This is a genomic window from Nocardioides sp. Z50_6 (genome assembly GCF_058215755.1).
Genome location: NZ_JBZAJB010000001.1, coordinates 1 through 21,666, shown reverse-complemented (window position 1 = coordinate 21,666; position 21,666 = coordinate 1). Strand labels below are relative to the sequence as shown.

The window sequence follows — 21,666 nt, the reverse complement described above, 5'->3', positions numbered from 1 at the left end:
TCGTGCCAGGGGACCTCGGACCTGTCAGCGGAACAGTGTGGCTCGTTCGTCCGCCGCCTCCTGGGCGGCCGCCGCGACGACCTCGGCCAGGGCCACGGCCTGGGCATGCAGGTCGGGGATGGCGCCCACCTCCCACTCCAGCCCCTTGCGGGCGGCCCCCAGCCAGAACAGCCCCTCGAGGACCCGGCCGCTCTCGTCGACCGGGTGGCCCGGCGACACCAGGTCGGCCCCGAGCCCGAGGCGGTGGGGCCGCAGCAGGCCGCGGTCGAGCAGCGCGTCGACCAGCCGGCTCCAGCCCCGTGTGGGCACCGGGCGGGGACCGGTGCAGTTGAGGACGAGGTCGAAGTCCGCGGGAACGACCTGGTCCAGGGTGCGCACCACCAGGGTGCCCTGGTCGCGCAGGCGGTCCAGGTGGTGTGCCATCGCCGGGGACATGCGGTGCCGGTGCAGGTCCCAGGTGTGGGCGTAGGTGGCGGCGAACCGCGCCTGGTCCTCAGGCGAGAGCCCGGCCCACAGCTGGTTGGCGAAGCCGCGGGCGGCGTCCACCGCGTCGCGCCAGTCGGTGCCGTCGGTGGGCTCCACCACGTGCGCGGTAGGTAGGGCGCCCCGGCGCGAGGCGGCGACGATCTCGGCCCGGGGGAGGAGGTGCTCCAGCTCCACGGCCATGTCCAGCATGGTCAGCCCGGTGCCCAGGAGGAGCACGTTCCCGACGCCGTCCACCCGCGAGCGCCAGTCCGCCTCCCACGGGTCCGGGACGAACCGCTCCCCGAGATCGTCGGCGAGGTGGTCCTGGGGGCGGGGTGGCGGGTTCCCCAGCGCCAGGACGACCCGGTCGGCGCCCAGGCTCGCGCCGGAGGCCAGCTCGGCCCGCCACCTGGCCCCGTCGTCGGCGAGGTCCACCACCTCGTCGCGGGTGCGTCGCAGCGAGGAGCCGGCGGGCACCTCCACCTCCTCGAGCACCGCGGCGAGGTAGTCGCCGTAGATGCGGCGAGAGGGGAAGGAGCGTGCCCCGAGGTCCATGCCGCGCGCTGCGCACCAGCGGATCAGGTGGCCCGGGTCGCCGTCGACGGCGCTGAGCCGCTCGGCGAAGTTGTTGACCGTGTGCCGCGGGTTCTCGGTGCGGTAGGCCAGGCCAGGTCCCGGGCGGGGGGTGCGCTCCACCAGGTGCACGTCGACGGGACTCTCCGCGGTGGTCCGCCGGAACAGGTGGAGGACCGCGATCACCGCGGAGGCGCCGCCGCCGACCACTAGGACCTCCAGCGGCCGGGGACGGGTGCTGCTGCGAAGGACGGTCATGCTGACTCCTGGGTGCCGCGGAGGACCTCAATGGGACAATGTCTACCAAATTACTACACAAGAGCCTTCCCGACGGAGACTCGCTACCGTGTCGGGATGATCGTCGCTCTGAGCATCAGTCCCGCGTCCGCCGACGAGACCGGAGGGGTCGCCGCCGCGGTCGCCGAGGCCGTCCAGGTGATCCGTGACTCCGGCCTGCCGTGCGAGACCAACTCGATGTTCACCAACATCGAGGGGGAGTGGGACGAGGTGATGGCGGTGGTCAAGGAGGCCGTCTTCAAGGTCGCCGAGGCGTCGCCGCGGGTCGGCCTGGTCCTGAAGGCCGACCTGCGGGCGGGCCACGACTCCGGGGAGCTCGAGGGCAAGGTGCGTCGCCTCGAGGCGCACCTCTCGGAGACGGGCTGAGGGCCGTGGAGACCCTGAGGACCGACTACCTGACCGGGGACGTCGAGCGGGTGCTGGACATCACCGACGACTGCGCCGAGTTCGTGGCCGGCCGCGGGGACGGGCTGCTCCACCTCTTCGTGCCGCACGCCACGGCGGGGCTGGCGATCCTGGAGACCGGCGCGGGTTCCGACGTCGACCTGCTCGCCGCCCTCGGCGACCTGCTCCCCGCCGACGACCGCTGGCGGCACCGGCACGGCTCTCCGGGGCACGGACGCTCCCACGTGATGCCCGCGCTGGTCCCGCCCTACGCGTCGGTCCCGGTCGACGGCGGCCGCCTGGCGCTCGGCACCTGGCAGAGCATCTGCCTGGTCGACCTCAACGTGGACAACGCGGTGCGACAGGTCCGGATGGACTTCCTGCGCGGGTGAGCATCGAACACCTGTTCGACGTACGATGACCGGGTGCCCACCTACGTCGCCCCGCCCGGCTGGCCCTCCCAGGTCAGGCCGCCGGACGCGCCCGACTGGGAGCGCACGGCGGTCAACTGGCTCTTCGACATCTGTCCCCCCGAGTACCGCGCCCACCAGGCGCTGCGCCGGCACGTCGTCGTCCTGGCCAGGTTCGCGGTGCTGCAGGTCGAGGCGCAGCAGGCTGCCTGTCGTCGCGGGCTCAGCGAGGCGCGGGCCGACCTGCGCGACGTGGCCGACCTCGACACCGTGGAGGCGGCGGTCGCGACCTGGCAGGCCGAGGAGGCGCGGCTGCTCGGCGTCCGGCGGGCGGTGGGGCTGGTCGAGGAGGCGCTGCGCGGGCGGCGCTTCGTGGCCCGCCTGTAGGTTCGCGCCATGCCGTCCCCCCGCCGCTTCGCCGGCGCGCTGCTCGTCGACCCGCGCGGCTGGCTGCTGCTGCAGGAGCGCGACGAGCACCCGGTGATCGACCCCGAGCGCTGGGGGCTGCCCGGCGGCCACGTGGAGCCCGGCGAGGAGTACCTCGCCGCGGCGCACCGCGAGCTGGCCGAGGAGACCGGGATCGAGCTTCCCGACGGCGCACTGGCCTTCTGGCGGGAGTTCAGCGTCGACCACCGGCACGCCTACGGCACCTTCGACGCGATGCAGGTCTTCGTCGCCCGCACCGGCCTCGGCGACGAGGACGTCGAGTGCCGGGAGGGCCGGCGGATCGTCTTCGTGGAGCCGTCCCGGGCCCGGGACCTGCCCCTGACGGCGGCCGCGGCGGTGATCCTCCCGGCCTTCCTCTCCTCGCCCGTCTACGCCAGCATGAGCCCATGAGTGCAGCCGACCCCCGCCTCACCGTCCACCCCGTCCCCGGGCAGGGTGCCGAGGACGTCCTGGTCACCCCGGAGGGGGACGTCCTCACCGGCACCGAGGACGGTGTCGTCTGGCGGCTGTCGCCGGACGGCGCCCGTCTGGACCGGGTCGCGACGACGGGCGGGCGCCCGCTGGGCCTGGAGCTGATGCCCGACGGTGACCTGCTGGTCTGCGACGCGCGGCGCGGCCTGATGGTGGTCGGCGCCGGCGGCCGGGTCGAGGTGCTCGCCGCCGAGGTGGGCGGCATACCTCTGCGCTTCTGCAACAACGCCGCGGTGCAGGCCGACGGCACGATCTGGTTCAGCGACTCCTCGCAGCACTACGGCATCGAGCGGTGGAAGGACGACTTCGTCCAGGCCACCCGCACCGGACGGCTGCTGCGCCGGGACCCGGACGGGAGGGTGGAGGTGGTGCTGGCCGGACTCGCCTTCGCCAACGGGGTGGCGCTGGCTCGGGGCGAGGAGTTCGTCGCCGTCGCGGAGACGGGGGCCCGGACGGTGGTGAGGCACTGGCTCAGCGGCCCGCGGGCGGGCGAGCGCGACCTGCTCTGCCCCGACCTGCCGGGCTACCCCGACAACATCTCCCGCGGCAGCGACGGCCTCATCTGGGTGACGATCGCCAGCCCGCGCGACCCCCTGGTCGAACGGCTGCAGCGTGGCCCGGTCGCCGTACGCCGCCTCGTCACCCGGGTGCCCGAGCGGCTCCAGCCGAAGCCGCGCCGGACCATCCGGGTGCAGGCCTACGACGACCAGGGGCGGCTCGTGCACGACCTGGACGTGGACCACCCCGGCTTCCACATGGTCACCGGCGTCCGCGAGCACCTCGGCCGGGTCTGGCTGGGCAGCCTGCACGAGCCGGCGGTCGCCGTCCTGGACCTGACCACCTGACGCACGCCGCGACCCCCAGGAGGAACACATGTCGCAGACCCTGAGTCCCGCCGACGTCGAGGCCGCCGGTCTCGCGGACTGGCGGATGCTCTTCCACGCCCTCCAGACGCGGTACCTGACCGGCGACTACGCCACCGGGCTTGCCCTGGTGGCCGACATCGGGCGCGCTGCCGAGGAGGCCGACCACCATCCCGACCTGGACCTGCGGTACGGCCACCTCAACGTGCGGCTCCACAGCCACGACGCCGGCGGGGTCACCGGGCGTGACGTGCGCCTGGCCCGGCGGATCAGCGAGCTCGCGGCCGCCCACGGGGCCGGCGCGGCGCCCCACCGTCTCTCCGCGGTCGAGGTGGGCCTCGACACCCCGGACCGGGAGGCGGTCGCGCCGTTCTGGCGAGCGGTGCTGGCGATGACCAGCCCGTCGGACGACGACGAGGTCCGCGACGACTCCGCCGACCTGCCGCGGCTGTGGTTCCAGGCCAGCGGGGGAGAGGAGCCCCGGCAGCGGTTCCACCTGGACGTGATGGTCCCGGCCGAGCAGGCCCGGGCCCGGATCGAGGCCGCGCTGGCGGCCGGTGGCGTGCTGGTCGACGACGGGAACGCCCCCACCTTCACGGTGCTGGCCGACCCCGAGGGGAACCGGGTGTGCGTGTGCACGATGGAGGGTCGCGACGGCTGACGGCCCTGCTGGGGTCTTCCCCTAGACTCGATCCTCGGACCGGTGGACTCCACCAGCACCGGTCCAGACCACCGCAGCACCCCCGTCAGGAAGCGAAGGACCATGGCCCACCTGGAGTCGATCTCCACACCGCGGGATCTCCGGGACCTCGACGACGCCGAGCTCGCCGAGCTGGCCTCCGAGATCCGCGACTTCCTGGTCGCCACCTGCTCCCGGACCGGTGGCCACCTGGGCCCCAACCTCGGCGTGGTGGAGCTGACCATGGCCATCCACCGGGTCTTCGACAGTCCCCGCGACCGTGTCGTCTTCGACACCGGCCACCAGACCTACGTGCACAAGCTGCTCACCGGACGGGTCGCGGGCTTCGACAAGCTGCGCCAGGAGGGCGGGCTCAGCGGCTACCCGAGTCGCGCCGAGTCCGAGCACGACATCGTGGAGAACTCCCACGCCTCCACGGCGCTCAGCTATGCCGACGGGCTGGCCAAGGCCTACCGGATCCGCGGCGAGGACCGGCACGTCGTGGCGGTGATCGGCGACGGCGCCCTGACCGGCGGGATGGCCTGGGAGGCCCTCAACAACATCGCCATCGCCCAGGACAGCCGGCTGGTGATCGTGGTCAACGACAACGAGCGCTCCTACACCCCGACCATCGGCGGGCTGGCCACCGCGCTCACGAGCCTGCGCACCAACCCCCGCTACGAGCAGGTCCTCGACCTGGTCAAGCGCCGTCTCACCGCCGTCAAGGGCGTGGGCCCGGCCGCCTACGACGCCCTGCACGCGATGAAGAAGGGCATGAAGGACGCCCTGGCGCCCCAGGGCCTCTTCGAGGACCTCGGCCTCAAGTACGTCGGCCCCATCGACGGGCACGACCGGGCCGCGGTGGAGCAGGCGCTGAGCCAGGCCAAGAAGTTCAACGGCCCGGTCATCGTGCACGCGCTGACCAAGAAGGGGTTCGGCTACCAGGCCGCGATGGCGCACGAGGCCGACCAGTTCCACGCCCCTCGCCCCTTCGACGTGGAGACCGGCGAGGAGCACCCCACCGGCCGCATCTGGACCGACCACTTCGCCGAGGAGATGGTCCGCATCGGCGAGCGGCGCAGCGACGTGGTCGCGCTGACCGCGGCGATGATGCACCCCGTCGGGCTCGACCACTTCGAGCGCCGCTTCCCCGAGCGGACCTTCGACGTCGGCATCGCCGAGCAGCACGCGGTCACCTCGGCCGCCGGGCTGGCGATGGGTGGCCTGCACCCGGTCTTTGCCGTCTACGCGACCTTCCTCAACCGTGCCTTCGACCAAGTGCTGATGGACGTGGCGCTGCACCAGTGCGGCGTCACCTTCGCGCTGGACCGCAGCGGGGTCACCGGCGACGACGGCGCCAGCCACAACGGCATGTGGGACATGTCGATCCTGCAGGTCGTCCCGGGCCTGCGGCTGGCCGCGCCGCGGGACGCCGCCCGCCTGCGCGAGCTGCTCAACGAGGCCATCGACGTCAAGGACGCGCCCACCGTGGTCCGCTTTCCCAAGGGGCCGCCGCCGGCGGACCTGGAGGCGGTCGGCAAGGCCGGCGGCGCCGACCTGATGGTCCGCAAGGGCACCAAGGACGTGCTGGTGGTCGCCGTGGGCTCGATGGTCGAGGTGGCGGTCGACGTGGCGGACCGGCTGGTCGCCCAGGGCATCGGCGTCACCGTGGTGGACCCGCGCTGGGTCAAGCCCGTCGACCCGGCGATCGTCCAGCTCGCCCGGGAGCACCGCCTGGTGGTCAGCGTCGAGGACAACGGCGTGGTGGGCGGCTGCGGCTCGGTCCTGCTGCAGACCCTCAACGCCGAGGGCGTCACGACTCCCGTGCGGTTGCACGGCATCCCGCAGGAGTTCCTGGACCACGCCAAGCGCGCGGTGATCCTCTCCCGGATCGGGCTGGACGCGCAGTCGCTCGCCCGGTCGATCGTGGAGGAGGTCACGGCCACCGATCCGGAGGGCTCGCTGGTGGAGGCCGACAACACCCCCTGAACGCCCCGGCGCCGCGTTGGGACCATCGACCTACCGGCGCGTAACCCCTAGCGTCGAAGCGTGGGAGTCATGCGCCGCAAGCCGGTGGAGCAGTCCATCGCGGAGACCGAGGAGCCGGAGCACCGGCTGAAGAAGAACCTGAGCGCCCTGGACCTGATGGTCTTCGGGGTCGGCGTGATCATCGGCGCCGGGATCTTCGTGGTGACCGGCACGGTCGCCAAGACCAACAGCGGTCCCGCGATCACCTTGTCCTTCCTCATCGCCGGGCTGGCGTGCGGTCTGGCCGCCCTCTGCTACGCGGAGTTCGCCTCGACCGTCCCGGTCGCCGGCAGTGCCTACACGTTCAGCTACGCCACCTTCGGCGAGCTGGTGGCCTGGATCATCGGATGGGACCTGGCGCTGGAGTTCACCATCGGGGCGGCGGCGCTGGCGACGAGCTTCTCCGGCTACTACCAGGAGGTGGTGGCCGGCAGCTTCCTGGAAGTGCCCACCGGGGTCGCCTCCGCCGCCGACGGGTTCGTCGACCTCCCGGCCGTGGTGATCTCGCTGGTGGTCACGGTCGTGCTGATCCTCGGCATCAAGTTCTCCAGCCGGGTCAACCAGGTCGTGGTGGCCATCAAGCTGCTGGTCGTCGCGGCCGTGCTGATCTTCGGCTTCTCCCACATCAAGGCCTCCAACTACGTCCCGTTCATCCCCGAGTCGAAGCCGGCGCCTGCGGGCAGCGGGGGCTTCCTCGACAGCACGCTGATCAGCACCCTCACGGGCGCCGAGCCGGCGGTCTACGGGCTCGCGGGGGTGATCGCCGGCGCCGCGATCGTCTTCTTCGCCTTCCTCGGCTTCGACATCGTCGCGACCACCGCGGAGGAGACGCGCAACCCGCAGCGGGACATCCCGCGCGGGATCATCGGCTCCCTGGTGATCGTGACCGTCCTCTACATCGCCGTCAGCCTGGTGGTCACCGGGATGCAGCCCTACGAGCAGATCGACGAGAACGACGCCGCGCCACTCGCCACCGCCTTCGATGCCGTCGGGATGGAGTGGATGGGCCGGCTGATCGCCATCGGTGCCTGCATCGGCCTCATCGTGGTGGTGATGATCCTGATGCTCGGACAGACCCGGGTCGGCTTCGCGATGGCCCGTGACGGCCTGCTGCCCGGCGTCCTGGCCAAGGTGCACCCGTCCTTCGGCACGCCGTACGTCTTTACCGCGATCACCGGCGTGGCGGTCGCCGGGATCAGCGGCTTCGTCGAGCTGGACACCCTGGTCAACCTGGTCAGCATCGGCGCCCTCTTCGCCTTCGTGCTGGTGAGCCTGGGGGTGGTGCTGCTGCGGCGTCAGCGGCCGGACCTGCCCCGGGCCTTCCGGACGCCGCTGGTCTACGTGGTGAGCCCGGCCTCGGTGCTGCTGTGCGCCTACCTGATGCTCAACCTGACCGGGGCCACGTGGGTGCGGTTCCTGGCCTGGATGGCGCTGGGCCTGGTCGTCTACCTCCTCTACGGGCGGACCCACTCCCGCCTGGCCCGCGCCGCGGCCGAGCACGCCGGCTGAGACGCCCCGGGGGAGTGCCACAGGAACGACGAGGGCGCCCGACCCGCAGGTCGGACGCCCTCGTGCTCAGCGCCGGCTGACGCCGGCGGTACCGCTCAGTGGAAACGCTTGCCGTTGACCTTCTCCGAGATGCCGGAGGAGTCGAGCAGCATGGTCAGGCCGCCGTTCCAGAACGAGAAGCCGGCGCCGGTGATCATCGCCAGGTCCAGGTCCTCGGGGGCCACGGCGACACCCTCGTCGAGCATCAGGCGGGCCTCCTCGGCCAGCCCGGAGAGCGCAGCCTCGCGCAGCTCCTCCTTGCTCAGCTCGACCGGGTTCTCCGGCTTCTCCTGCAGCGCCTTGATCTCCGGGTCGATGGAGAGGTCGGGCAGGTAGAACGAGGACTTCTTCTCCGCCACGACCCGCTCCAGCAGCGGCGAGACGTAGAACCGGTCGGGGAACGCCTTGACCAGGGTCTCGTTGTTGTGGAGCGCGATCGCCGGGCCGACGAGGCCGAGCAGCATGAACGGCGGCATCGGGGCGATGCCGGCGAACGCGGCGTCCGCGGTCTCGATCGGGGTGCCGGCGTCGACCGCCTTGGCGACCTCGCCCAGGAAGCGGCCGAGGAGGCGGTTGACGATGAACGACGGGCTGTCCTTGACCAGGATGCAGGTCTTCTTCAGGCCCTTGCCGGTGGCGAAGGCCGTCGCCAGGGTGGCGTCGTCGGTGGCGTCGCCCTTGACGATCTCGAGCAGCGGCATGATCGCGACCGGGTTGAAGAAGTGGAAGCCCACGACCCGCTCGGGGTGCTGCAGCTCGGCGGCCATCTCGGTGATGGACAGCGACGAGGTGTTGGTCGCCAGCACGCACTCGGGGGAGACGACCTTCTCCACGTCGGCGAAGACCGACTTCTTGACCGACATCTCCTCGAAGACGGCCTCGATCACGAAGTCGGCGCCGGCGAAGGCGGTCTCCTTGTCGGCCGAGCCCGAGACCAGCGACTTGAGCCGGTTGGCCTTGTCCTGGCTGATCCGGCCCTTGCCCAGCAGCTTGTCGATCTCGGCGGTGACGTAGTCGACGCCCTTCTGCGCCCGCTCCTCGTCCAGGTCGGTGAGGACCACCGGCACCTCGAGGCGGCGGGCGAAGAGCAGCGCCATCTGCGAGGCCATCAGGCCCGCGCCGACGATGCCGACCTTGGTGACCTTGCGGGCCAGGGACTTGTCCGGCGCCCCCGCGGGACGCTTGGCCCGCTTCTGCACCAGGTCGAAGGAGTAGAGGCTGGCCAGCAGCTCGGGCGTCCTGGACATGTCCTCCAGGCCCTGGTCCTCGGCCGCGAATCCCTCCTCGCGGGTCGAGGTGCGAGCCGCCTCGAGCAGCTCGACCACGCGCTGCGCCGCCGGGGAGGCACCGCCCGTCTTGGCGAGCACGATGCCCTTGGCCCGCGCGACGGCGGCGTCCCAGCCGGCGCCGCGGTCGACCTCGGGACGCTCCACGACCACCTTGCCGGTGAGCACGTCCGCGGCCCAGAGCATCGACTGCTCCAGGTAGTCGGCGCCGGAGAAGACCGCGTCGGCGATGCCGAGCTCGTAGGCGTTCTTGCCGCCGACGACCTTGCCGTTGTTGAGCGGGTTCTCCACCATCACGGTGACGGCGTTGTCGGCCCCGATCAGGTTGGGCAGCAGCCACGCGCCGCCCCAGCCGGGGACCAGGCCGAGCATGACCTCGGGCAGGCCGAGGGCCGGCGCGGAGTCCATCACGGTGCGGTAGGTGCAGTGCAGCGCCACCTCGAGGCCACCGCCGAGGGCGAGGCCGTTGATGAAGCCGAAGGAGGGCTTGCCGCCCTCGCCCAGCTTGCGGAAGACGCCGTGGCCGAGCTCGGCGATCAGGCGGACGCCGTCGGGGCCACCGGCGGAGATCCCGGAGAGGTCGGCCCCGGCCGCGAGGATGAACGGCTTGCCGGTCACGCCCAGCGCGGTGATCTCGTCGTCGCCCAGCGCCGCGTCGATCGCCTCGTTGAGCGAGATCAGGCTCTTGAAGCCGAACGTGTTGGGCCGGGTGTGGTCCATCCCGTTGTCCAGGGTGATCAGGCCCAGGACGCCGGCGTCACCCGGCAGGGTGACCTTGCGAAGCTTGGCGTGCGTCACGACCTCGTTCTCGGGGGCGAGGGACGCGGCCTTCTCGATCAGGGTGCTCAGGTCGGACATCAGGCCTTCTCTCCGTTCCAGTGCGGGTTCTCCCAGACGATGGTCCCGCCCATGCCGATGCCGACGCACATGGTCGTGATGCCGTAGCGGGCCTCGGGGCGCTCCTCGAACGCAGCTGCGAGCTGGTTCATCAGGCGCACGCCGGAGGAGGCGAGCGGGTGACCCATGGCGATCGCACCGCCGTAGGGGTTGACGCGCGGGTCGTCGTCGGCGATGCCGTAGTGGTCGAGCAGCGCGAGGACCTGGACGGCGAACGCCTCGTTGATCTCGAAGGCGTCGATGTCGTCGATGGTCAGGCCCGCCTGCTTGAGCGCCTTCTCCGTCGACGGGATCGGGCCCGCGCCCATCACCTCGGGCTCGACGCCCACGAAGGAGTAGGAGACCAAGCGCATCTTGACCGGCAGGCCCAGCTCCTTGGCGGTCTCCTCGTCGGCGAGGATCGCCGCGGTGGCGCCGTCGTTGATGCCCGAGGCGTTGCCGGCGGTCACGTTGCCGTGCGCGCGGAACGGGGTCTTGAGGCCCGCGAGGGTCTCCATGGAGGTCTGCGGGCGCGGCGCCTCGTCGGCCAGGGCCAGGCCCCAGCCCTCCTCGGCCGAGCGCGTGGCGACCGGCACCAGGTCGGGCTGGATCTTGCCTGCGGCGTAGGCCTCGGCGGTGCGCTGCTGGCTCCGCACGGCGAACGCGTCGGCGCGCTCCTTGGTGATCGCGGGGTAGCGGTCGTGCAGGTTCTCGGCGGTCTTGCCCATCACCAGCGCGTCGGGGTCGACGATCTTCTCGGAGATGATCCGCGGGTTGGGGTCGACGCCCTCACCCATGGGGTGGCGGCCCATGTGCTCGACACCGCCGGCGATCACCACGTCGTAGGAGCCGAAGGCGATGCCGCCGGCGGTGGTCGTCACCGCGGTCATCGCACCGGCGCACATGCGGTCGATGGAGTAGCCGGGGGTGGTGTTGGGCAGGCCGGCCAGCAAGGCGGCGGTGCGCCCCATCGTCAGGCCCTGGTCGCCGATCTGCGTGGTGGCCGCGATCGCGACCTCGTCGACCCGCTCCGGGGGGAGCGAGGGGTTGCGCCGCATGAGCTCGCGGATGCACTTGATGACGAGGTCGTCGGCACGGGTCTCGGCGTACTGGCCCTTGGCCTTGCCGAACGGCGTGCGCACGCCGTCGACGAAGACGACCTCTCGCAACTGTCGGGGCACGAAGTCTCCTAGTGGTGTGGGTGTCCCGGTCGTAGCCCGGGCGAAGTAATGTTACCTCCCGGTAACAAATTGGGCAGGGGGTCCCCCGTGTGCCCGTGATCACGTCGTCTCGCGCTGCCCGCGACGCGCCGGGCCGCGGGGCAGCATAGGCTGACGCCATGCCTGACGCCCCGAACCGCCTGGTGCACATCGTCGACGACGTGCCGGAGCTCGAGGGGGTCCACGAGCTCACCATGGTCGTGGTGCTCTCCGGGTTCCTCGATGCGGGGCAGTCGGCCGAGGTGGCCGTGCGGCACCTGCGTGAGCTGGGCGAGGGCCCGGTGGTGGCCACCTTCGACGTCGACCAGCTCCACGACTACCGCGCCCGGCGCCCCCCGATCGCCTTCGTCGAGGACCACTACGAGGGCTTCGAGGCCCCCCGGCTCTCGGTGCGGCTGATGCGGGACTCCGGCCAGACACCCTTCCTCCTGCTGTCCGGGCCGGAGCCCGACATCCGGTGGGAGGGCTTCGCGCTGGCCGTCCGCGAGGTCGTCACCCGGCTGGGCGTCACCCGGGTGGTGAGCCTGGGCTCGGTGCCGATGGCGGTGCCGCACACGCGTCCCATCGCCGTCACCCACCACGCCAACGAGCCGGGCCTGCTGACCGGGCGGAGCCCGTGGCGCGGCGAGCTGCGGGTGCCCTCGAGCGCCCAGGCGCTGCTCGAGGTCCGCCTGGGGGAGTGGCAGCACCCCGCCCTGGGGTACGTCGCCCACGTGCCGCACTACCTGGCCCAGATGGAGTACCCGCCGGCCTCGCTGACCCTCCTGGAGAACCTGGAGATCGGCGGCCGGCTGACCATCGACCTGACTTCGGTGCGCCGGGCCGCGGAGGAGTGCGAGGAGGAGATCGCGCGCTACCTGAGCAGCCACGAGGAGGTGCGCGACGTCGTCGTGGCGCTCGAGCAGCAGTACGACTCCTTCCAGCGCGCCGAGGAGTCGGGCGCCTCGCTGCTGGCCGCGAACGAGCCGCTGCCCACCGCGGAGGACCTGGGGCAGCAGTTCGAGCAGTTCCTGGCCGGTCTGGACCACCCCGACAGCGACCCGGGGCAGGCCTAGTGCCCGGGTCCGCGGCGGAGCTGCTGGAGCTCCTGGACCTGGAGCATCTCGACGTCGACCTCTTCCGCGGGCGCCAGCCCGACACCCGGCGACAGCGGGTCTTCGGTGGCCAGGTCGCCGCCCAGGCGCTGCTGGCCGGATCTCGCAGCGTGGAGGCGCCCTTCGCGCTGCACTCCCTGCACTCCTACTTCCTGCGCCCCGGCGACACGGCGGTGCCGATCCTCTACGACGTCGAGCGCATCCGCGACGGCCGCACCTTCGTCTCCCGCCGGGTGGTGGCCCGCCAGCACGGGCGCCCGATCTACTACCAGACCTGCAGCTTCCAGGTGCCCGAGGAGGGCTTCGACCACCAGGAGGCCATGCCTGCGGTCCCGCCGCCCGCGGAGGCGGTCCCGCTGGCGTCGCTGATGGGCCGCCGGGGCGACGAGCAGGCCGAGGAGTGGCGCCGCGAGTGGGCCGCCCTGGACGTGCGCTACGTCGGGACCTCCCGGCGCGGGCTCGAGCCCGACCCCAGCCGGCCGGCGGTGGCGCGCGCCTGGGTCCGGGTCGACGGCGAGCTGCCCGACGTCCCCTTCATCCAGCAGGCCGCGCTGCTCTACGGCACCGACCTCACGCTGCTCGGAGTCACCCTGATGCCCCACGGCGTCAACATCGACTCCGCCGACCTCCGGCCGGCCTCGCTCGACCACACGGTGTGGTTCCACCGGCCCGGCCGTGCCGACCGGTGGTGGCTCTACGACCAGCACTCGCCCTCCGCGTCGGGTGGGCGCGGCCTGGCCCTGGCCAGCGTCTTCGCCGAGGACGGGACGCTGCTGGCGACCGTCGCCCAGGAAGGGCTGATCCGCCGCCTGCGCTAGCCGCGGCCATTACCATCACATCGATGTAATTCGTGGGAAGAGGCGACAGACACGCCGAACGCGTGTTTATCTGTGTGCGCTTCCGTGGCAGTTGAGCCCTTGCGTGGCATGCGGGTCCCGTGGGACTCGGGTGTCGGTGAGTGCCTCACCGCGGACGCTCCCCCTACGTCCAAGGCGGTCACCTGTGCTCCTCTCCTCGCGTCCCAGCCGTCGTGCCCGCTCTGCCGTCGCCCTGGCCGCGCTGGCCGCGCTGGTGGTCTCCTCCGCCGGGCTGGCGGCCTCCGCCCAGATCTCGGAGCCGAGCAAGCGGCTCGCCGTCCCGGTGACGTCCTTCCGGATGCCGTTCACCTGCGCCCAGGAGTGGAGCGCGGGCACCCGCGCCCGGCACTCGCCGAGCCAGCACGCGGTGGACTTCAACCGGAGCAAGGACCTGGGCAAGGCGGTGGTGGCCGCGGCGCCCGGCCGGGTGACCATCGCCAACCAGCGCAACGCCCGCGGCTACGGCAAGCACGTCGTGATCGACCACGGGAACTTCGAGACCACGACCTACGCCCACCTGCGCAACGTCTTCGTCACCGTCGGCTCCAGCGTCGACCAGGGCACCTTGATCGGCGCCGTCGGCAGCACCGGGAACAGCACCGGGCCGCACCTGCACTTCGAGCAGAAGGTCGGCCGCGACGTCGTCCCGGCACACTTCACCGGCATCCCGCTCGGCTACGGCACCGTCGCCTCGACCAACTGCGTCGACGTCCCGATGTCCGCCAACCTGACCGGGGAGCGCCCGGCGGAGCTCGCGGTCTTCCGGCGGACCGCCAAGAGCGACTTCGTGGTCCACCAGCCCGACGGCCTCGCCCCCCTGGTGCTGCGCTTCGGTGCCGGCACCGACGAACCGCTCCTCGGCGACTGGGACGGCAACGGGACCGCGGAGCCGGGGGTGTGGAACCCCCGGGGGCGGATGTTCAAGCTGGGCGGCCCGGCCGGGACCACGCAGTTCCGGTTCGGCGTCCGCGGCGACCGGCCGGTGGTGGGGGACTGGGACGGCGACGGGCGCTCCGACGTGGGCGTCTTCCGGCCGAGCGCGGCTGCCTTCTTCCTGCGCCACGCCACGGGGGAGGTCGAGACGATCGCGTGGGGCGACCGCGACGACCTGCCGGTGACCGGTGACTGGAACGGCGACGGGCGCACCGACGTGGGCGTCTACGACCGCGGTCTGCTGCTCTTCACCCTGCGACACCCGGACGCCACCGGGACGCCGGTCGCCGCCTCGGTGCCGTTCGGCTACCCGGGAGACCTTCCGGTGACGGGGGACTGGGACGGCAATGGCGTGACCGACGTCGGCTCGTGGACCCCGTCGACGGCCGTCTTCAACCTCGCCCAGACGCCCCTCGACGCCGCCGCGGCCCGCACCGTGTCCACGGTGCAGTTCGGGCAGCCCCGCTGAGTCAGCCCCGGTCGGCTCTCGGACCGGACCTCAGAGGGCGACGGCGCGGCCCACCAGGTGGGGTGCGGAGTCACGGGGGCTCATCAGCGAGAAGCTCCACTCCGAGCGGTCGCCCTCCAGGCCGAAGGCGACCTGGCCGGGCAGGAAGATCGGCTTGCGGAACGAGACCTCGACCCGCACGGCGTCGGGCAGCCGGTTCTCGATGGCAGCCAGGCTCCGGGCCTTGGACCACATGCCGTGGGCGATCTGCCGCTTGAAGCCGAGCGCGCGGGCGGTGAGGGGGTAGAGGTGGATCGGGTTGAGGTCGCCCGAGACGGCCGCGTACCGGCGGCCCAGGTCTGCGGGGAGGTCCCACCCGGCGCGCCCCTGCGGCACCCGGGGCAGGTCGAGTCCCCGGGCCGCGTCCTCCTGGCCGCGCCCGCGGCGCAGGTAGGTGGAGACCGACTCCCACACCACGTCGTCGCCGGAGCTCACGGACGTCACGAAGTCCAGCAGGGTGCCCTTGGGGTGCGGGCGGGGCGGGCGCACCGAGGTGGTGGCGCCCAGCAGCTCCCCGTGGCCGATCGGGCGGTGCGAGGTGATGGTGTTCTCCAGGTGCACCGTGCCGATGGCTGGCCACGGGAACTCCGGGCTGCTCATGATCTCCATGTGCAGGTCGAAGGCGAGCAGGTGCGGGTAGGTGAGCGGCACGGTGTCGCGCCGCGGGAAGCCGCAGACCCGCGCGTACGCCGCCACGTGGTCGGGGTCCAGGGCCCGCACCGGACCGGTGCGGGCCATCCCGTCGAAGGAGTCGACAGGGGCCTTGCGGACCCCCGGCAGCTGGTTGACGCCCGGCACGGCGGGCAGGGCGACCCGGGCCAGGCTGAGCACGCCGGACACCTCAGGCCCCCAGCATCATCTGGCCGCAGACCCGCACCACGTTGCCGTTGACCGCGGTCGAGGCCGGGGAGGCGAACCACGCGATCGTCTCGGCGACGTCGACCGGCAGACCGCCCTGGCTCATGGCGTTGAGCCGCTGACCGACCTCGCGGGTGGCGAAGGGCACGGCCGCGGTCATCTGGGTGACGATGAAGCCGGGCGCCACCGCGTTGACGGTGATCCCGTCCTCGAGCTCGTCGGCGAGGCTGTCGACGAGGCCGATCACGCCGGCCTTGGAGGCGGCGTAGTTGGTCTGCCCGACGTTGCCGGCGATCCCGGCGATGGAGGCGACGCCGATGATCCGCCCGTTGTCGTTGACCACGCCCTGCTCGAGCAGCTCCCGGGTGATGAGCTCGGGGGCCAGCAGGTTGACCGCGATCACGCTCTCCCAGCGGTCCGCGGCCATGTTGGCCAGCTTCTTGTCGCGGGTGATGCCGGCGTTGTGCACCACGACGTCCACGCCGCCGTGCTGCTCGCGCAGGTGGTGGGCGATCCGCTGCGGGGCGTCGGAGTGGGTGATGTCGAGGCTGAGGTGGTCACCGCCGAGCTCGGCCATCAGGGTCTGCAGGTCGCTCGCGGCCTGGGGCACGTCGACGCCGACGACGGTGGCACCGTCGCGGTGCAGGACCCTGGCGATCTGCTCGCCGATGCCCCGGCTGGCGCCGGTGACCAGGGCGACCTTGCCGGCCAACGGCTTCTCCCAGTCGGGAACCGGGGCGGCGTCCTTGCTGCCGTGGGCGCCGATCCGCACCACCTGGCCCGAGACGTAGGCCGACTTGGGGGAGAGCAGGAACGCCAGCGTGGACTCGGTCGCGGCCTCCGCGCCCGGCGACACGTAGACCAGCTGGGAGGTGCCGCCGCGCCCGATCTCCTTGCCCAGGGAGCGGGTGAACCCCTCCAGGGCGCGCTGCGTCACCCGCTCGCGGCCCTCGAGCTCCTCCGGAGGGGTGCCGAGCACCACCACCCGCGGGCAGGAGGCGAGGCGTCGCATCAGGGGGGTGAAGAAGTCGCGCAGGGCCACGAGGTCGCCCGGCTCGGTGAGCCCGGTCGCGTCGAAGACCAGGCCCTTGTACGTCGTCCCCTCCTGGTCCTGGGAGAGCGTGGCGACGCCCAGGCCGTCCAGCAGCTTGGGCAGCTGGTCTGCCAGCCGGCCGCGGCCTCCGACGAGCACGGTGCCGTCCACCAGCGGGGCGCCCTCGGTCCACCGCTCCAGCCTGGCCGGGCTGGGGAGGCCGAGGTTCTTGACGAGCAGCTTGCCGAAGGGGGTGGAGACGAAGCCCTGGTAACGGTCGCTCATGTCGCGAGTGCCTTTCGGTGGTGGGACGCATCGGTGGGCAGCCGCGGTCACCGGCGCCGTGGATAGACTGCCTCACATGTAACTCCAGGTGTAACTCTGCGTCCAGATTTCGTGACCTTGCCCTCATCGGGTTCCGGCCCGGGCCGGCAGGCGGAAGGATGGGACGCCGCGAGTCACCGCACCACGCAGGTTCCGCGACCCCGACCCCGCCAACCCCGCACCACTCCACGCCAACTCCAGGAGCACCAGATGCAGGCCCAGACCCGCCGCGTCGCCGTCATCGGCGGCAACCGGATCCCCTTCGCGCGTTCCAACGGCGTCTACGCCGACGTCTCCAACCAGGAGATGCTCACCGCCGCGATCGACGGCCTGGTCACCCGCTTCGGCCTGGAGGGCCAGCGGGTCGGCGAGGTGGTGGCCGGTGCGGTGCTCAAGCACGCCCGCGACTTCAACCTGACGCGCGAGTGCGTGCTGGGCTCCAAGCTGGACCCGGGCACCCCCGCCACCGACATCCAGCAGGCCTGCGGCACCGGCCTGCAGGCGGTCATCCAGGTCGCCAACAAGATCGCCCTGGGGCAGATCGACGTGGGCATCGCCGGTGGCTCCGACACCACCTCCGACGCGCCGGTGGCGATCAGCGACAAGCTCCGCAAGAAGCTGATGAAGGTGAACTCCGCCAAGGACCTGAAGGGGCGGCTCACCGCGCTCGGCCAGATCCGGCCCGGCGACATCGGCCTCGACATCCCGCAGAACGGCGAGCCTCGGACCGGCAAGTCGATGGGCGAGCACGCGGCCCTCACCGCGCTGGAGTGGCGGGTGGGTCGCGAGGAGCAGGACGAGCTCGCCGCGCGCTCCCACCAGAACCTCGCCCGCTCCTACGACGAGGGGTTCCAGGACGACCTGGTCACGCCCTTCCGCGGCGTCGAGCGCGACACCAACATGCGGGCCGACTCGACCCCCGAGAAGCTCGCGAAGCTCAAGCCGGTCTTCGGCAAGGGTGCTGCGGCGACGATGACCGCGGGCAACTCCACCCCGCTCAGCGACGGCGCCTCGGCGGTCCTCCTGGCCTCCGAGGAGTGGGCGAAGGAGCGCGGGCTCCCGGTGCTGGCCTACCTCACGGCCCACGAGACCGCGGCGGTCGACTACGTGCACGGCCACGAGGGGCTGCTGATGGCGCCCGCCTACGCGGTCGCCCGGATGCTGGAGCGCGAGGGCCTGACCCTGCAGGACTTCGACTACTACGAGATCCACGAGGCGTTCGCCTCCCAGGTCCTCTCCACGCTCAAGGCCTGGGAGGACCCGGTCTTCTGCAAGGAGCGCCTGGGCCTGGACGCCCCGCTGGGCTCCATCGACCGCGACAAGCTCAACGTCAACGGCTCCTCGCTGGCCGCCGCCCACCCCTTCGCCGCCACCGGCGGCCGCATCGTCCCGGTGCTCGCCAAGCTGCTCGACGCCAAGGGCTCCGGCCGCGGTCTCATCTCGATCTGCGCGGCCGGCGGCCAGGGCGTCGTCGCGATCCTGGAGAAGCCCGCGTCGTAGTCGGCGCATGCCACGGGCCTCGGCTGGGCACCCCAGATCCGTGGTCGACATCTCCAGCAAGGCCCGCCAGGCGGGCGACCGTGCCGAGGACAGCCCCTGGCTCGACGTGCTCATCCGCGTCGGGCTCGTGGCCTACGGCATCACGCACCTGCTCATCGCCTGGGTGGCGCTCCAGCTCGCCTGGGGCGGCTCCTCCTCGGAGAAGGCCTCCAGCCAGGGGGCCTTCCGGCAGCTGACCTCCAGCGGCCTCGGCACCGCGGTGCTGTGGGGCGTCGCGATCGGCCTGGTGCTGCTGGTGCTGTGGCGTCTCCTGGAGGCCGCCTTCGGTCACGAGGACGAGGACGGTGCCGAGCGCTGGCTCAAGGCCGGGGGCTCCCTGCTCAAGGCGGCCCTCTACGGTGCCCTGGCGTTCACCGCCTTCCGCACGCTGCTCGGCAGCGGCGGAGGCGGCGGGAAGCCGCTGACTGCACAGGTGATGTCCTGGCCCGCGGGCCAGTGGCTGGTCGTCCTCGCCGGGCTCTGCGTCATCGGCTACGGCGGGTGGCAGGTCTACCGGGGGGTGTCGCAGAAGTTCCTCGACCACCTCGACCAGTCCGGGCGGATGGGCGAGGCGGGCCGGGCCTACCGCTGGTTCGGCACCGCGGGCTACGTCGCCAAGGGCGTCTCGATCGGCCTGGTCGGGATCCTGGTCACCCACGCCGGCTGGACCCACGAGGGCAAGGACCAAGGACTCGACGACGCGCTGGCGGAGGTGCTCGAACAGCCGTTCGGCCCCTGGCTGCTGAGCGTGATCGCGCTCGGCATCGCCTGCTACGGCCTCTTCTGCTTCGTCCGCGCCCGGCACCTCGACCGCTGAGCACGACCGCCGGCTGTTAGCATCCGGCCTGAACGACATCCTTTAACGAGCCGTCCGGTGAATCGCTGCATTTGCGCAGGTCAGAGGCCTGGGAGTGTCGGAGTAGGTAGCAAAACCTCGCCCCGAAGAGTCGCACCATTCACGGGCGCACTACTCCTCGCTCGTGGCGTTCACCTTCCGCGGGACCGTGCTCTTGCGGCACCGGATGCGACCTTGTTTAGGGCGTCACCAACTCCTTCCCCAAGCCTGAGCGCGATGGAGTCGACCTGACGATCAGTCAGTGGAGGCCTGGACGTGTCCTCGGCGGGCGCCTCGTAAGAGACCAGCACCGTGTCTTGCTGACGCAGCAGTCGCTGGTCGCGCCAGACGATGTGCACCCAGAGATGGTCAGCTTCGCCCAACAAACGGTCATGAGGCAGGCGGTGGCTGTAGCCCGGGCTGAGCGCCGCGATCCTGTGGGTCCGCCATCCTCTCTCGGGTGGCGTGTCGGGGTCCGACCGGAGTTCGACCTTGATGTCGCGGGCTCGTGCGGCGCCCTGGTTGGCGAGCTCAATGCGGCGGGGGGTCCAACTGACGACCGGCGCAGCGCGTCTGCCTTCAAGGCCAGTACGAAGCAGGGCGATGAACGAGAAAATCAGTGCGATCGCGCCGGTGATGTCGCCGATTCCAATCTCAGAAGCAAGGTCCATATGGAGAGTGGAGCAGATGACTCCGACAGATGAGGGCGCATCTGGGCAGTCCCAGGTGATCGCGCGGCCCCAGCGCGCCGGATCTGCCGCACTTATCGCGGCATGAGGGGGGCGGCGCTCCGGCATGCGGTTCCTTCCATCCGCTCGAGCGTTTGACGAGTCAGACCGAGTCCAGCCAGTAGCGTCTGATCGTGGCGCAATTCACTCCGAAGGTTCTCCGCCTGCTGTCGGTCTATGTGACCGACGTCGTGATCCGTGAGATAGATGCACTCTTCGGGGACAACGAAATCCGGCTCGGGCCGGAACAGCCAGACCCCGGCGACCCGAGCGAGCGCAGAGAGCGGATGCGCCGCTACTTGGCGACGCTGGACCTCAACAATCCTGCGGACCACGCGAAGCTCATCGCCGTGTACAGCGATGTGATGCAGGACATCGGTGAGCGCTCCAAGCATGGTGGCGACTACTACGACCTCATGCCGTTGAAGGCCAGATGGCTGAACACCCTCACCAGTGCCGGGTTCGAGGTGGATCAGTGGTCGTTCGTTGTGACCGATCCGTCGCGCCTCGCGGCCCCGGTCACGTTCTCGGCCGACGCACTCGCAGCCTTGGCTAATCCGGCGGTTATCCACGATCACCTAGCGCGCCTAGGAGACACGGTGGAGTCGGACCCCCGGCTGGCCGTGAGCACGGCCAAGGCACTGATCGAGTCCACCGCGAAGTGTGTCCTTTCGGCTCGCGGGGTCGCGTACACGAAGTCAGATGACGTGACTCAGTTGGTCGCCCGGTCCCAGCAGGCCCTCGGATTGGCGGCTAAGGGAGCGAGCGGCGAGGACCAGTCGCTCCGGCGCGTGCTTGGGTCACTCGCCACTTTGGCGCAGAACGTCACTGAGATACGTAACAAGGTCGGCGTCGATCACGGGACCGAGAGTGTGCCGACATGGGTCCGCCCGCGTCACGCCCGACTGGTCATCGGCGCGGCGCAGGTCTGGTGCCAACTCATGCTTGAAACCCTCGGCGACTCCGATGCTCCCTGGCGTAGTGGCAACGTCACTGGCGATAGTCCGTGAGCGCACGAGTCGCGGCAGATCAGTGCGTTGTTCATGTCAAGATGCGCGCATGTCTGACTCCATGAGCCTGGCCCTGACCGTTGTCTGGGGTCTGCTCGCCCTTGCTTCGTACCTTCTTGCCGAGCAGAGGCATCGTCGGGAGGTTCGGGCTGGGCGGACCGGCTACAGCACGACGGTGCGCGTGGTGCTTGCAACCCCATTCGTGCTGGCGCTGCTGGTCCTGGCGCTGGACTTGACGGCCTGAAGCTCTTCGCGGGTTGTCGTGCCAGACAACGCCGCGTTGCCCGCTCATCGGCTGCTTGTTCCATTGACCCAGGACCGGTGCCTGGCGAGGCTCGGTCCAGGCGCCCGGGCTGTCGCTCTCATTTCGGCTGCCCATGCTGGTCGTGTGGCTCTCATT

21 protein-coding genes are annotated in these 21,666 nt (G+C 71.4%); 15 read left to right on the top strand and 6 right to left on the bottom strand.

From position 1 onward, the window contains the following. Positions 1–24: 24 nt before the first annotated feature. Entirely contained in the window at positions 25–1,296 is a 1,272-nt protein-coding gene (locus tag AC4BGE_RS00105; protein ID WP_490573987.1) for an FAD/NAD(P)-binding protein, read from the bottom strand. 96 nt (positions 1,297–1,392) lie between these two features. Here AC4BGE_RS00105 and AC4BGE_RS00100 point away from each other — a divergent pair, with 96 nt between their 5' ends. The 8 genes from AC4BGE_RS00100 (at position 1,393) to AC4BGE_RS00065 (ending at position 8,126) form a co-directional block, all read left to right on the top strand. Beyond that, entirely contained in the window at positions 1,393–1,701 is a 309-nt protein-coding gene (locus tag AC4BGE_RS00100; protein ID WP_490570136.1) for a thiamine-binding protein, read from the top strand. 5 nt (positions 1,702–1,706) lie between these two features. After that, positions 1,707–2,111 carry a YjbQ family protein gene (locus tag AC4BGE_RS00095; protein ID WP_490570137.1) on the top strand — a complete coding sequence of 135 codons (405 nt, stop codon included), beginning with the start codon at positions 1,707–1,709 and terminating at the stop codon, positions 2,109–2,111. Positions 2,112–2,144: 33 nt separating this feature from the next. After that, positions 2,145–2,516, top strand: coding sequence for a hypothetical protein (locus AC4BGE_RS00090; RefSeq protein ID WP_490570141.1), 372 nt, complete (start codon positions 2,145–2,147; stop codon positions 2,514–2,516). A gap of 9 nt (positions 2,517–2,525) precedes the next feature. After that, positions 2,526–2,966, top strand: a complete 441-nt coding sequence (locus AC4BGE_RS00085; protein ID WP_490570142.1) for an NUDIX domain-containing protein — start codon at positions 2,526–2,528, stop codon at positions 2,964–2,966. After that, a complete protein-coding gene (locus AC4BGE_RS00080) occupies positions 2,963–3,892 on the top strand; it encodes an SMP-30/gluconolactonase/LRE family protein (RefSeq protein ID WP_490573986.1) in 930 nt (309 codons plus the stop codon). The genes AC4BGE_RS00085 and AC4BGE_RS00080 overlap by 4 nt, the downstream gene beginning before the upstream one ends. Positions 3,893–3,920: 28 nt before the next feature. Continuing rightward, positions 3,921–4,571 carry a 4a-hydroxytetrahydrobiopterin dehydratase gene (locus tag AC4BGE_RS00075; protein WP_490570144.1) on the top strand — a complete coding sequence of 217 codons (651 nt, stop codon included), beginning with the start codon at positions 3,921–3,923 and terminating at the stop codon, positions 4,569–4,571. A 102-nt stretch (positions 4,572–4,673) separates the two neighbouring features. Then, positions 4,674–6,578 carry a 1-deoxy-D-xylulose-5-phosphate synthase gene (gene dxs / locus AC4BGE_RS00070; RefSeq protein WP_490574518.1) on the top strand — a complete coding sequence of 635 codons (1,905 nt, stop codon included), beginning with the start codon at positions 4,674–4,676 and terminating at the stop codon, positions 6,576–6,578. Positions 6,579–6,647: 69 nt separating this feature from the next. Beyond that, positions 6,648–8,126, top strand: a complete 1,479-nt coding sequence (locus tag AC4BGE_RS00065) for an amino acid permease (protein WP_490574517.1) — start codon at positions 6,648–6,650, stop codon at positions 8,124–8,126. 95 nt (positions 8,127–8,221) lie between these two features. On the opposite strand, the gene AC4BGE_RS00060 is transcribed toward AC4BGE_RS00065, so the two are convergent. Next, complete coding sequence (locus AC4BGE_RS00060) at positions 8,222–10,309, bottom strand: 3-hydroxyacyl-CoA dehydrogenase NAD-binding domain-containing protein (RefSeq protein ID WP_490573985.1); 2,088 nt, start codon at positions 10,307–10,309, stop codon at positions 8,222–8,224. After that, positions 10,309–11,508 carry a thiolase family protein gene (locus AC4BGE_RS00055; RefSeq protein WP_490570147.1) on the bottom strand — a complete coding sequence of 400 codons (1,200 nt, stop codon included), beginning with the start codon at positions 11,506–11,508 and terminating at the stop codon, positions 10,309–10,311. Before AC4BGE_RS00055 ends, AC4BGE_RS00060 begins: the two co-directional genes overlap by 1 nt. Positions 11,509–11,666: 158 nt before the next feature. Between AC4BGE_RS00055 and AC4BGE_RS00050 the strand changes: the two genes are divergently transcribed. The 3 genes from AC4BGE_RS00050 to AC4BGE_RS00040 all read left to right on the top strand — a co-directional run bounded on the left by AC4BGE_RS00050 (position 11,667) and on the right by AC4BGE_RS00040 (position 14,900). After that, the gene (locus tag AC4BGE_RS00050) at positions 11,667–12,602 is read left to right on the top strand and encodes a proteasome assembly chaperone family protein (RefSeq protein WP_490573984.1); all 936 of its coding nucleotides are present in this window, start codon (positions 11,667–11,669) and stop codon (positions 12,600–12,602) included. Then, the gene (locus AC4BGE_RS00045) at positions 12,602–13,459 is read left to right on the top strand and encodes an acyl-CoA thioesterase (protein ID WP_490570149.1); all 858 of its coding nucleotides are present in this window, start codon (positions 12,602–12,604) and stop codon (positions 13,457–13,459) included. The genes AC4BGE_RS00050 and AC4BGE_RS00045 overlap by 1 nt, the downstream gene beginning before the upstream one ends. A gap of 184 nt (positions 13,460–13,643) precedes the next feature. Beyond that, entirely contained in the window at positions 13,644–14,900 is a 1,257-nt protein-coding gene (locus AC4BGE_RS00040; RefSeq protein ID WP_490570150.1) for a peptidoglycan DD-metalloendopeptidase family protein, read from the top strand. A gap of 30 nt (positions 14,901–14,930) precedes the next feature. On the opposite strand, the gene AC4BGE_RS00035 is transcribed toward AC4BGE_RS00040, so the two are convergent. Both AC4BGE_RS00035 and AC4BGE_RS00030 read right to left on the bottom strand, forming a co-directional pair. Beyond that, the gene (locus tag AC4BGE_RS00035) at positions 14,931–15,779 is read right to left on the bottom strand and encodes a MaoC family dehydratase (RefSeq protein WP_490573983.1); all 849 of its coding nucleotides are present in this window, start codon (positions 15,777–15,779) and stop codon (positions 14,931–14,933) included. Position 15,780: 1 nt separating this feature from the next. Continuing rightward, entirely contained in the window at positions 15,781–17,115 is a 1,335-nt protein-coding gene (locus tag AC4BGE_RS00030; RefSeq protein ID WP_490573982.1) for a 3-oxoacyl-ACP reductase, read from the bottom strand. A 249-nt stretch (positions 17,116–17,364) separates the two neighbouring features. Here AC4BGE_RS00030 and AC4BGE_RS00025 point away from each other — a divergent pair, with 249 nt between their 5' ends. Together AC4BGE_RS00025 and AC4BGE_RS00020 are read left to right on the top strand one after the other, a co-directional pair. Continuing rightward, entirely contained in the window at positions 17,365–18,654 is a 1,290-nt protein-coding gene (locus AC4BGE_RS00025; RefSeq protein WP_490573981.1) for an acetyl-CoA C-acetyltransferase, read from the top strand. Between the two features lie 40 nt (positions 18,655–18,694). Then, complete coding sequence (locus AC4BGE_RS00020) at positions 18,695–19,510, top strand: DUF1206 domain-containing protein (RefSeq protein ID WP_490573980.1); 816 nt, start codon at positions 18,695–18,697, stop codon at positions 19,508–19,510. A 170-nt stretch (positions 19,511–19,680) separates the two neighbouring features. On the opposite strand, the gene AC4BGE_RS00015 is transcribed toward AC4BGE_RS00020, so the two are convergent. Further along, on the bottom strand, positions 19,681–20,199 hold the full coding sequence (locus tag AC4BGE_RS00015; protein ID WP_490573979.1) for a hypothetical protein: 519 nt from the start codon (positions 20,197–20,199) through the stop codon (positions 19,681–19,683). Positions 20,200–20,390: 191 nt separating this feature from the next. Between AC4BGE_RS00015 and AC4BGE_RS00010 the strand changes: the two genes are divergently transcribed. Together AC4BGE_RS00010 and AC4BGE_RS00005 are read left to right on the top strand one after the other, a co-directional pair. Next, complete coding sequence (locus AC4BGE_RS00010; protein WP_490573978.1) at positions 20,391–21,266, top strand: abortive infection family protein; 876 nt, start codon at positions 20,391–20,393, stop codon at positions 21,264–21,266. Between the two features lie 49 nt (positions 21,267–21,315). After that, positions 21,316–21,510, top strand: a complete 195-nt coding sequence (locus AC4BGE_RS00005; RefSeq protein WP_490573977.1) for a hypothetical protein — start codon at positions 21,316–21,318, stop codon at positions 21,508–21,510. Positions 21,511–21,666: the final 156 nt, after the last annotated feature.